This window comes from Olivibacter sp. SDN3, assembly GCF_014334135.1.
Taxonomy (GTDB): Bacteria; Bacteroidota; Bacteroidia; order Sphingobacteriales; family Sphingobacteriaceae; genus Olivibacter.
In genome coordinates this window covers 2,957,275-2,970,239 of record NZ_CP060497.1, presented here as the reverse complement: position 1 = coordinate 2,970,239, position 12,965 = coordinate 2,957,275, and the positions used below count along the sequence as shown (strand labels likewise).

At 42.2% G+C, this 12,965-nt stretch carries 8 protein-coding genes; all 8 read right to left on the bottom strand.

Annotation, left to right across the window (positions count from 1 at the left end; all coding sequences use genetic code 11):
- Positions 1–7: 7 nt before the first annotated feature.
- Positions 8–1,039, bottom strand: a complete 1,032-nt coding sequence (locus tag H8S90_RS12220) for a substrate-binding domain-containing protein (RefSeq protein ID WP_370525693.1) — start codon at positions 1,037–1,039, stop codon at positions 8–10.
- Positions 1,040–1,187: 148 nt separating this feature from the next.
- Entirely contained in the window at positions 1,188–3,599 is a 2,412-nt protein-coding gene (gene galB / locus H8S90_RS12215; protein WP_187342785.1) for a beta-galactosidase GalB, read from the bottom strand.
- Between the two features lie 32 nt (positions 3,600–3,631).
- Positions 3,632–4,807: a glycosylase gene (locus H8S90_RS12210; RefSeq protein ID WP_187342784.1), complete on the bottom strand. Its 1,176-nt coding sequence runs from the start codon at positions 4,805–4,807 to the stop codon at positions 3,632–3,634.
- Between the two features lie 62 nt (positions 4,808–4,869).
- The gene (locus H8S90_RS12205; protein WP_187342783.1) at positions 4,870–7,653 is read right to left on the bottom strand and encodes a family 78 glycoside hydrolase catalytic domain; all 2,784 of its coding nucleotides are present in this window, start codon (positions 7,651–7,653) and stop codon (positions 4,870–4,872) included.
- A gap of 301 nt (positions 7,654–7,954) precedes the next feature.
- Positions 7,955–9,529, bottom strand: coding sequence for a glycoside hydrolase family 28 protein (locus H8S90_RS12200; RefSeq protein WP_222852297.1), 1,575 nt, complete (start codon positions 9,527–9,529; stop codon positions 7,955–7,957).
- Positions 9,526–10,407 carry a sugar phosphate isomerase/epimerase gene (locus tag H8S90_RS12195; RefSeq protein WP_187342782.1) on the bottom strand — a complete coding sequence of 294 codons (882 nt, stop codon included), beginning with the start codon at positions 10,405–10,407 and terminating at the stop codon, positions 9,526–9,528. The genes H8S90_RS12200 and H8S90_RS12195 overlap by 4 nt, the downstream gene beginning before the upstream one ends.
- A 19-nt stretch (positions 10,408–10,426) precedes the next feature.
- Complete coding sequence (locus tag H8S90_RS12190; RefSeq protein ID WP_187342781.1) at positions 10,427–11,812, bottom strand: DUF4974 domain-containing protein; 1,386 nt, start codon at positions 11,810–11,812, stop codon at positions 10,427–10,429.
- A gap of 10 nt (positions 11,813–11,822) precedes the next feature.
- Positions 11,823–12,965: an exo-alpha-sialidase gene (locus H8S90_RS12185; RefSeq protein ID WP_187342780.1), complete on the bottom strand. Its 1,143-nt coding sequence runs from the start codon at positions 12,963–12,965 to the stop codon at positions 11,823–11,825.

The window sequence follows — 12,965 nt, the reverse complement described above, 5'->3', positions numbered from 1 at the left end:
GTTTGATTTATAACGAGTTGCGCAATTGCAGACAGAAATCCAAAGCTATTTGCTGTATTGGATTTTCTTTGATAGCCTTCGCTGCCAGTAATCCCATCTGCTGATGATCTGTGCTGATGGTAGTGATGCCTCCTGCGATATATTTTTTTAACGGTGTATCATTATAAGATATGATACCAATATCTTCACCTATCTTTAAATTGCCAAGAGCCATTTTATCCAATAGGTTTACCAAATCATCATCGTTTACACAGATATACGCTTCACCTTTTGTTAGGACTGCGGTGTTAACTTCATGCAAGATCTCCCGCTCGAAAGCATATTGCTGACAAAACTTATGAAAACCTTTCTTGATCGCAGAGGGTAAATAACTTTTTGATGAAAAAACTAATTTTAAGGTATGGTACTTGCTCAAGCAGTGCTTTGCCTGATCGAGCGCTCGGTAGATATCATTTTCAAAATCCTCATAAATACAGGTATAATGCCCTTTAATACCCGGCAGTTTTTTATCCAACACGAGCAGCTTATCTTTCGGTAGCTTATCGATTAATGCTTCTGCAGCTTCGGCGTTATCTAAGAAATGTGGTAAAATAATGTAATGTGTATAATCCTGTCTTTTATGCAGCAACTGTTTAAACAAATAGAAGTCGTTGTTATAGACATAAAAATCAATCGGAATATCTTTTCCCAAAGCCGTTACCAGTGTATCGTAAAATAAACTTTTACCCTCACTAATTTTATTCACTAATAAACAGATACGTAACGGAGCTTTCAACTCCGTGGTTGAGATGAAGTGCCCTTTACCAGGTACAGCTTTCAATATACCTAGGTATCTAAGGTATTTGTACCCTCTGTCTGCAGTTTCTCTAGAAATCTCCAAATGACTAGTGAGCTCATTTAAAGAGGGCAATAGGTTGTTTTTCTGAAATTTTCCTTCTCTCACAGCTCCCAATATGGCGTGAGCTAACTGTAGATATTTAGGTGTTGATGAATAGCTATCAACACGTACATAATCAAAAAAAGTACTATTGCTCATCATACTCTCTTTTTATTTTATTTGATCTCAATTCTCGTTTTATTATTATGAATATTTCTTAATCATAATTCTTACTTCTCTCGTTATCGAAACTATCTTCTCTTAATATTTCCCTCCTTGGCCAGCTATGATCCATCGCTCAAGATTCGTATTATTTTACCTGGACAACAACTTCCTCTGACATGATCCCTTCTGCACGCACAGTTACCTTAATTTCTCCTTTTTCACCTTTTGTTTGAATAATCGCCAGGCATCTGCCATTGTAGGCTTCCTTTTTATCTCCCTTTAATGTTGTTAAACTCGCCTGAAAACCGTTATCAAGCCCTGCCAGAAAACCTACACCCTTTACGTCAAAACTCAACTCATTCGCTGCTTTAGGAACAAGGTTTCCGTTTGCATCCTCTATAAAAACGCTTATAAAGGCCAAGTCTTCCTGTGTGGCCTGTAATGTTGTTCTATCCACTTCCAGTCGAAGTTTTTTTGGTTTAGTGGCAGTCGCTACCTCCTTGGTTAACACGTCATTTCCCTGTCGCCTCGAAACTGCCTTTATGATACCCGGCTCGAAGGGCACCTTCCAGGAAACATGCATAGCATTTCCTTCCTTCTTTTGCGTGCCTAGCGATTGACCATTCAAAAACAATTCAACCTCATCTGCCATGTTGTAATAAGCCCACACGTCGACAATTTCTCCTACTTTCCAATTCCAATGAGGAAAAACATGTAACACCGGTTTACTTGTCCATTCACTTTGATACAAATAGTAAACGTCTTTCGGAAAACCAGCCAAATCGACGATACCGTAGTAAGAGCTGCGAGCGGGATAATCATATGGCACGGGTTCGCCCAAGTAATCAAATCCCGTCCAAACGAATAACCCAGCTAAAAAATCGCGCTCTTTTACTGCCCGCCAAGCCTGTTCATGGCTGGTTCCCCAGTATGCAGCTACATGATCGTATGCAGAAACCGTATGATCAGGGTTACCGTTCTTGACGAATTTTTCTTTTGGGTTTGGTGGCCAAAAACGCAAACTATCCTGCCCTAGATCATAGTGCCCTCTAGATGCCAAGGCAGATGTCGTTTCCGAGGCTATTAAAATTTGGTTCGGAAAGTTTATGGGTAAACTATCGTATTGTTCGTACTTGTAATTAAAACCTAAAATATCCAACGCTCCAGCCTGTGCAATAAAATTCTTTTCCGGATCGGTTTCCGTTAAGGCGGCTGTAACCGGTCGGGACTTGTCGACCGTCTTTACAATATCTACCAGCGCTTTCGTTAAAGCGATACCCGTACTATCAAACTGTTCGCGGATCTCGTTGCCAATGCTCCACATGATTATTGAAGGGTGATTACGATCACGCCTTATTAAATCTTCTAAATCTTGTCGATGCCATTCATCAAAATCAAGGGCATAATCAAACTTATTCTTTTTCTTCCGCCACATATCAAAGGCCTCATCCATCACCAGAAAACCCATTTCATCACACAAATCCAAGAACTCAGGAGCCGGAGGATTATGAGAAATCCGGATGGCATTTGCACCCATCTCCCTGAGTATTTCAAGTTGCCGATTCATTGCCCTTTTATTAACCGTTGCTCCCAAAGCGCCCAAGTCATGATGCATACAAACTCCCAGAATTTTCACAGCACTGCCATTCAGGTAAAATCCTTTTTTAGCATCAAATGAGAAATGACGAATGCCCAGTGGAACGATGTGCTCATCTAACACCTCATTTCCATCTAGGAGCTGTGTTTTTATTTGATACAAGTAAGGGTTGCTTACCGACCACAATTGAGGGTTACGAATTTCCAGTTCACTGACAGTTTCCGTTAAACTATCTGTCAATATCTGCTGAGACTTTCTAGACACTACCTCTTTACCTTGTTGATCATATAGAGTAATTTGCAAGGTTACCTCTCTTGTTTCCCCCGTTAAGTTACGATACGTGGTAATTTGCTGTACCTTTGCTTGCTCATCACTTACCTCTGGCGTTGTCACAAAGGCTCCCCAGTGATCTATCGCTATTTTATTTTTGGAAAGTAACCAGACGTTCCTATAAATTCCAGAGCCTGTGTACCAACGTGAATTAGGCTGTTTGCTATTATCCACTCGTACAGCGATTACATTTTGTGCGTCCCCAAATTTAATATAGGGAGTGAGATCATGCCTAAAAGAAGTATAACCGCTGGGCCTTTTACCTAGGTAATGTCCATTAATCCAAACTTCGCTATTTCGATAGATGCCATCAAAATCAATATACACTTCTTTCCCTTGTTCAGTTATAGGCATCGCAAAGCTTTTACGATACCAAGCTATCCCTCCGGGCAATGCACCCCCTTGATTGGTAGCCGGATGTGTATCACTAAAGTCACCTTCAATACTCCAATCATGCGGCAGATTTAAAAGTCGCCATTCCTTATCATCGAAAGCAGAAGTCTTCGCGTCAGGCCTATCTCCCTGAAAGAATCTCCAATCATTATTGAAGTTAATGCGCCCCATCGGTTGCTCCTGACCATAAAGCAAGGATGGGAAGATTAATATGAGGATCATTAGTCCTAACATCATCAGATGAAGCCGCTGTTTATACCGTTTACTCATTATTTCTCTTCTGTTACTGGATCTGGTGCTATAAATGTTTTTTTGCTATTGCCTAAATCTTTTGAGGTAGCTACGGCTATTCCTCTTTGATCATGTTTATTTACTGCACAATAAAAGTGATACACCACACCCTCATGTTTCAGTACAAACGACTTATGCGCATACTGCTCATCGTAAGATTCTGACGGTTCAATAAGGCTTTCTCCCTCCCAATCTGTCCATTTGACCAAATCCTTTGATGCGGCAAACCGGTTAAATGCCCCTTCGCGATCTTGCCAAAATGCGCCAAAGTAAAACATGACATAGGTATCACCGATCTGCTGAATAATGGCATCGCCGGTAATACCAACAGGATGATGTACGACAGGTTCGTCCAAATAACGTTTCCAATGGACCATATCGTCCGAAACCGCCATTCCGATCCGCTCAAACCAACGTGTTTTGATGTTATGCTGTGCAGAATCTCCATTGGCATTATAATACATGACAAAATTGTGTCCGGTGAGACCTTTTCCGTCTCGCATGACCGTACTTTTAAAAAGTTTTCGGTTTTCCCACCAACGAACATTTGGATCCTGTGAAGTTAAGACAGGCTCCCCTATCCGCTCCCATTCATGAGCTTGGGAAGGGTCTTTATCTGTATAAGCCATACCAATGGAAAGGTTGCCCGCTTCGTATCCACGACCATCTCCACCGAAGTAAGACATCCAATATTTTCCATCGTAAGGATGAAGTTCGTAATCACCTTCCCAAGTAATATCCTGTAAGGCATTATAACCAGCTTTTTGGTGATCGTCCCAAAGACCTTCGTCTGAAAAAGAAAGCAGTTTACCTAGATCTTGCCATGCTAACAGGTTTCTGCTCGAAGCTAACCATGTTTCATAACCTCTTCCATCAAAAACGAGATAGGTCATATACCATAAGCTATCCTTACGAAATACGGTGGGACAATCCATTTTTTTTGAATTATCCGGAGGAACCATCACCAAGCCATATTTATGAGGCGTTTTCACCTCGTTATAAATGGCTTGCATTTCATGATTTGTGAGGCGGTCTTTTTGCTGTGCACAGGCGGTCAGCACATGTAAAAAAACACTGATACTTAGATATATGAACTGTTTACGCCTCCGACGCGTGTGTATGCTCCCAAATTTTAAAGCCGTTTTTTTCTTCATATGAATGATATTCCCCCGATGCTATTGTTCTTTTTATTTTTAGTTCACTCGGTAAAATTTATTTACTCTGGGTTGCTCGCTCCCTCTTTCACCACGAAATGATAATCTCCTGATCCTACCGCTAAGATCTTTCTCCTTTTTTCGTCACCAATTATTGGAATGCCTACCTGTTCTAAATGCCGATTCCCTTCATAAATGATATAGTTGTCTGCTATCGGCAAATAGATTTTTGCTTCGGTATTAGTTGGGATACGTACTTTTAGTTCAAACTGGTCACCCTTTTTCTCCCACGATGAACGTATATCGCCATATATCGAGTGATAAACAGCTTTCACAGCACTTATATCTCCCACCACTTCCGGTTGAATTTTAATTTTGTTGAAGGCGATTCCTTCTTCCTGTTGCTTGATACCCGCCAAACCACTATACAACCACTCCATTAAGTGTCCGAGCATGAAATGATTATTAGATACACGCTCTGAGGCCTGCCAGGACTCCGTTAAAGCAGTTGCTCCTTTTGCTAGTTGATAACCATAACCAGGCACATCACTTCTGCTATTCATATCGTAGATGACATCTGAGCGTCCTTCCTCCTCCAGTACACGTAATACATAACGATAACCTATATCACCCGCCGTTAAACTGTTACCCCGTTGACGTATATCCTGAATAAGATTGTGCACCACAGCTTCTTTATGCTCAGGTTCTACCAATCCCATATATACTGCCATCGCGTTTGCTGTTTGGCTTCCGGTAGCATATTGTTTATTTGACGGATTAAAGAAAGCTTTATTAAACGCTTCCTTGACCTTCTTTGCTAATGATATAAAACGTGCTCGGTCTGTCTCATGGTCTAGCATTTCAGCTATTTCTATTAAGATTTGCAGATTGTAATAATAAATAGCTGAACCCGTAACTCCCATAGGGGTTAACTGGGAAACACCCGGAGGCTCTGGGCCAAGGTCGTACCAATCGCCTAACCCTTGCTTCAACAAATGGTTTTCGGATTTACCGGCTAAGTAACCCATATATTTCTTCATCATGGGATAAGCCGTTTCCAACACTTCCTTATTTCCATACCACTTATATAGGTACCAGGGTAAGATAATACTGGCGCTTCCCCATTCGGGTGAATCACGAAACATCTCTCCACCCCAGGTAAATTCCACAAATTCAGGAGCTATCTCAGGTACCAACCCATTCGGCAGCTGAGATAACATCATATCATTTACCGTCTTCCGCAGCAGGGTAGCAATATCGTAACGATAGCGGGCAGATGCTCCCATAAGGTGCGTTTGCTCTAACCAACCCAGCTTCTCCCTATGTGGACAGTCAGTAAACACGCTTACCATATTGCTTTTTATCGCCCAATCGATAAGACGATGTGTACGATTGAATAAGTCATTAGATGAATGGAAAATTCCAGCTTCCTCTGCCGCATTTCGAATATGAAGTCCTCGTAAGGCGATGATTTCGGCTTGCTTCGATGGGTTTTCGACTCCTTTAGGTACTGCCCCCCTTAGTTCAAGGTATCGGAATCCATAATAACTAAAGCGAGGTTGCCAATTTTCTTCTTCCCCTCCTTTAAGTACGTATTCAAAATAGAATGGGCCTCCAGTAGCTTTTTGGGTAACCGCTCCATCTTGCAGCAGTTCGCCGGGATATATACGCACGGTATCTCCAGCGTTACCCTTAACCGTGAGTGATACAACTCCCGATGCATTTTGCCCGAGATCAACTATCCAATCACCTTTTGGCGACCGCATCGTTTTTTTTGGATCAAATTGTTCAAAAACTTTTACTGGTTCAGCCGTTTGCGGCTTCAAGTTTTCTACGCCATTCGTAACAATAGCCTGTTGCCAATGTTTATCGTCAAAACCTGTGCTATCCCACCCGGGTTGTTCCAAACGGGCATCGTAATCTTCACCGCCATAGATGCTCGAAAAGGTAATGGGGCTTTTATCTGTTTTCCATTGTTCGTCACTTACCATATCATCGCTGCTTCCATCGGTATAGACAATATGTAAGCGCGCAATCATCTTAGGATAGCCAAAAGCGACCTTTTGCTTTCTGTATCTTCCTTTCACAGGTGGTATATAATAAAAGCCATTACCCAATAACACACCGATCGCATTTTCTCCGAGCCGTAAATATTTACTGACGTCAAAGGTCTCGTATAAAACTTCGCTATCATATTTTGTCCACCCGGCGTCCAAAAAATGATCACCTATTTTTTGTCCGTTGAGATGTAACTCAAAATGCCCTAAACCACTTATGAACAGCGTTGCCCGTGCAATTCGCTTTTGCACCTGAAAAGACCGACGGAATAGCGGTAATATATTGTTATCTTGAATCGAATCTTTTTTATCACTTTTTGGTAAGGGGTCTATACGATCGCTGGCCAATTCGTTGTAGGTTATCCATTGTGCACTTTTCCAATCCGTTTTATTGAAAAGTCCCATTTGCCAATGAGTCGATTCCGACCATGCCGAAACTTTTTCATGATTGTCCCAAACTTTCACCTTCCAATGATAGCTTTTTGTAGGCAGTAGCGTCCTCCCTTCATAGAGCACCTGATTAGATGCATTCGATGCAACTTTTCCAGAATCCCAGATATTGCCCTTATCGATCGCCAAGGAATCTATATGATCAGCAACCAAAATACGGTAAGCACGCTGATGCGTATTCCTTTCTCCTGATTGTAGTTCCCAGCTGAATTTAGGGTAGGTAACCAAGCCTTTGGGATATCGTTTGTAATCCACACGTAAGTTAGTAACCGCTAAGGTATCTGAAAATGCGATTTTACAACAACATACTATAATAAGCACCGTGATCATCCGACTCATATATCCAGTTTATAAAGGTTAATCAACAGACGTTTCAAATAGTTTTAGTGCCGGTTGTACCTTATATAGGTTAGTATCAATTACAAATATAAGTGAGATAGCAGGTGGTTCTTTATAGCAATTTAACCTGATATTATAGGATATTATCTTTGAAGGTATCTTTGCTTGATTTCTTTATACTTGCTTTAGCCTTTTCATAGTTAGGTTTTACCCAGGCTGTGCCTTTTCGCCTAAGTCATCAGGCATAAAAGAGCTATAAAAAAATTCAACAAACCGTTTACTGCCGGTAAATGCGTCTGAGCTAATATGGGACGTAGCTAATATCCTTCAAAGAAATTGCTTGATCTTGCTTTGGTGCATCAATGGCAATCTGATTAGTTGGAATTTCAAATTTCACTTTTCGAATGCGAATATCTTGGGCATTTAAGAGATGTATAGCAGTATCTGGACTTTTCAGCCAGGCATTTTCAACACAAACATTCTCCGCATCAGCAACCCGAAATAACTGATCACTATTTACACGGGCTCTTTGTATTTCCACATGGCTTAACGGAGCTTCCGGTATACCGTCGACACGTACAAATTGCGACGCTTGTTCAACCACGATATCTTTTATATAAATATCTCTAAAATAAGGTGTTAGATCGCCTGCTTCAATCGGTATGGTGCGGTCTGCAGCCGCTCCCACATGAACTGCACTACCCAACATATCCCAGCGTAAAGCGGTCTGCTCCAAGCGCATGCGAATACGCTCGTAGTATAATTTCTCTCCGCCACCTCCACGGGGTCTTCTTGTTTTAAAACGGATCCCATTTCCTTCGTTGTTAAACACACAATCATGCACATACAGATTTTTTATCACTCCGGCAGTTTCACTACCTATGGTTATGCCGCCATGTCCTTTCTCTGCTAGGCAATAACGCACCACCACATTTTCTGTAGGTCTGTTCACCCGCAAACCATCCGTCCCCCGACCTGCTTTCATAGCCAGACAATCGTCGCCGGTAATTAATGTACAATATTCTATTAACACATTTTTGGACGATTCCACGTCGATACCATCTCCTCTCGGAATTCCAACGGAATGGATCGTTACCCCGCGAATAATTACGTTGTCGCAATAAATCGGCACGATATTCCAAAAGGCCGTTCGCGCTAAACTTACCCCTTCTATATATACCGCTTCGCAGTTGATCGGTGAGATGAGCATGGGAGGAAAAATAAAGCCTTCGTCTGCCCCTTCATAAACCCGCTGCCCAACGGGTTTATCCAAAGGAACTACATTTTCAATGACGTCATGTGTCATGATCTGCCTACGTAACGAACCTTCTGCCGGACCGAGCAATTTTCCTTCACCCGTAATCGCTATATTTTTTTGGCCGTTAGCGTAGATACAGGCACCCAGTGACATGAGTTCAACTCCTTCGTTACGCGTAAATACAGCCGGTAGATAATCCGCTATTTCGCCACTGAAGTGAAGTTCAGCTCCCGACTCAACATGTAGGTTCACATTACTTTTCAAATTAATCCGTCCCGTTTTCCATTTTCCTTTGGGAATAACCACCCGACCGCCGCCCTGTTCAGCGACCTCATTAATAAGTGACTGGATAATACCAGTGACTACCTGCTCTTCCGTCGCCCCTTTATCTGTAATCCGCACAGAACGGTCAGGAAAATCTGGTTTGTGAAATGTAACAGTGGAAAAAGGTGCGGATATCGGTGCGATGGTATCTGGTAACGCACTTGCTCCGACATCATTTGCCGTGGGTATATCCGCCAACCATTCCATCTCTTCTACCCGCTTACTTTGACAGGCATTAATCATCATGAGCATACAAAAAAAACACCGAACAAATAACGTGGATAGGTCTATCATGCTTGGAAGATCTTTTTCATATAACGCGTATTATTCCCAAAGTTCCCCTTCACGTCACCCGGATTTTTGGCATCGCGCGAGCGCTCGATCACGAGCCATCCACTCCATCCCAACGCATCGAGAGTTTCTTTTACTTTTTGCATATCTAGTCGTGTATTATATTTCAACAAAACACCATCATCGTCTGTACAATGTATCTGACAAATATGTTCCTTACCCAGGATACGCAGCTCTTGACATAAATCGCGACCATTTTTGAGGGCATTGGAGAAATTGAAATAACTTTTGATATGCGCTGAACCAACCTCCTTTAGAAACTCCTTTTCTTCCGTAGCATCCAATGCCGTCTCAAGACCGATTGTCACTTCAGCTTTCTTAGCCATTTCACCAATAACCTTCAAACGCTTCACCAATTGCGGTCTTAGTTCAGGGTATTGTATCAAATCACCTTGTACGCCTAATGGTAAAAAGGCGATTTTTATTTTCATGGCTACCATGGTATCAATACAATCCTGCACCATTCTTTTATAAGTTGGCCGGGTAGCCAATGACTGCGCATAAAAACCTGTCATTGCTAACGAGCAGAGTTCTATATTCAACGTTTTTGCTTTTTCAAGATACGCCTTACGTACAGATCCGTGTGCCAGTTTACTATCAAAGGTTTCCCGATTGCCCAAGCCCCCCATATCGACTTCAACCCCATCTGCACCAAGTTCTTCAGTAAGATCCAAGGCACTTACTTTTTGACGCTTCAAGAGCATTAAATCTATTAATGCAATTTTATACTTTGGAGTCTTACGCCCCCATGCAAGAATAGGTGTTATCGCAGTCCCTACTCCCAAATAAGCGGTCTTTGAAATAAATTTTCTTCTGTTCATTCCTTGATATTTAAAACTCCTATTGAAACAATTTTTCCAAATTGTTATATCCTCTTAAGACATTTTCAGGTAACTGCTCACCATTTTCACCAAAAACATAAAGTGCTGATTCTTCTTCTATCACACATTTGCTTTCATCGTAATTACCTTGTGCGTCTTTTACCAATTGCTCATCTAAACTAAAATGTTTACACAAGAAATCATACACAGGTTTACGTTTGGAAAAACCAAAATCATGTCCTTCTTGCGGTAAATGCACGTTTTCTATCGAACCCTGTTTCCCGTAATAGCTATAGATCTGCTGCAAATATGGAAAATCATGCTCCGGCATATGGGCGGTCCAGTCACTGCCATCTGAGATTACTAACTGTGGATTAGGCGCAGCCATTGCTGCCAGTTCGACATTATTAGTACCGCCGGCACATAGATGAATTGGCATGCCGCTTTCACAAGGACAGCCTCCATAAAAATAGGAAGAAAGTGATACCACGGGGATACTCAACTTAATACGTGAATCTAGGGCTGTCATCAGTACACTATGACTACCACCGCCAGATCCACCGCAAATCCCCACACGGGTAGTGTCTGCTTCTTTTAACGCGAGCAAGTAATCTAAAATACGCACTGCACCTAAAACCTGAATAGTTTGCGCAAGACTTTTCCGATGATCTTCGTACTTAAACTGCAAGCCAGACTCCCCCCAACCAAATAAATCATAACTAAAGGCTATGGCGCCCATACGAGCGGTCATCGCACAGCGCACCTGGGCATCTTTTCTAAAACGATGCCCTTGCCAATGCCCATCAGGACTCAATACAATTGGAATTTTCCCCTTGAACTTTTCCGGTCTATAGAGTGAACCATTTACATATACTCCCGGCAATAGTTCGATCGCTACATTTTGTACGGTATAGCCATTCATTTTTCTAATCGGTGTCACGATAGGTCTAGAAGCAGGTGCAGAAGGTAACGGATATAGTGCTAAAGCTTTCCAAAGCTCGGTTCGCAAAGAGTCTTTTCTTAATTCCCAACTCACCTTATCGTCATATTGTGCTGCTATTTGATCTAATTTTTCCCAACCTTCTTTTACCGGCCAACGGTAATATTCGTATTCCCTCAACCGATAAATGCCTTCTTCTTCTTGAAACGCCCTTAAATCTAAGGGCGACAACACCTGTTGGAGGGTTTCTTCTATACTCGGCCTGAAACGCCAAAGCGCATAGTTCAACCAACGATCTTGAACTTGCTTCTCATCGTATTTGATTTGAACGTCATACTTGTTCTCGATCTGCTTCAGAACCGTTAGTAAAGGCATTTTGTACTGATTATCACTACGCTGCGCAAACAGTAATGATATATTTCCTACAATTGCCGATAGTGCTATTAATATTCGTATTACATTCATCGTTCCTTGATTAATCTTCCTCCTTTTTATAGTTGGTTGCCGTTGGTGCGGTATAGCCTTTCAAAGTAGGCCATTTACCCCTTTTTATTTTTCGAAGTTTCAGCTTGGTCGGATCCACTACCACATGTTTTATTTTCTCCCTTCGCCACGTGTAAATGAAATGCAGCAGCCCATCTTGTGTTTGAATCACTGCTGGATAGGAATACTGACTTATGGGCGAGTCTTCCAAAATTACGGCTGCGTACCAGTTTTTCCCATCCCTTGAAACCGATACATTAAGAGGTGTTCGTGGCCCTTTCGCCAAGTCTCCCGGAGGTAAAACATGGTTATAGACCAGTACCTGACGCCCGTCTTTTAATGTCACGGCATCCGTACCCGAATTATTGTTTGGCAGATCTGTTGGCTCAATGGCCGACCATGTTTCGCCGTTATCTGCTGACCAAGCTTGCACCAAAGCTCTATTTCTACTACGGGCCAACAATTGCAACTTACCTTTTCCATGGTTAAGGATACTGGGTTGAATAGCATCTATACTATCTTTGGTTTTCAGCGGTCCTATCTTATACCAATTTTTACCAAAATCGGTTGTAGCTTCGAAATGAAGCTTCCAACCATTGCCTTCCGTACTACTCGGACTTAATAGTGTACCGTTATCCAATAAAACAGGCTTATTCTTTACCGGCCCGATATATCCACGTGGTAAACTTGCTGCTTCCGACCATGTACGCCCCCCGTCGCTCGAACGCCTAAGCATTCCCCACCACTCAGCAGGTTTCGGACCTATTTTATAGAATAGCAATAGGTCACCGTCAGGTATTTGGTAGAGAACAGGGTTCCAGGTAGGCAAACGATCGCCATTCGGTTGTATTCCATGGGCAGCTGAAACGGGTGCCGTCCATTTTCCGTTCACCTGTCTACATACATAGATCTCCACGTCAGGATGCCGTTCTTTCGTTCCCCCAAAAAAGGCTGCCACTAAACCTGTAGGTGTTTCAACAATGGTTGCCGAATGGCACGATGGAAATGTAGCCTGCTCGTACAAAAATTCGTCTACTATTATTCCTTCACGCCAAATCTGGTTTTGCGCATGCAAGGTGTGTGTGAACAGACCAGATAGCGCTATAACCAAAAAGTAAATTTTGCCGAGTCTCAT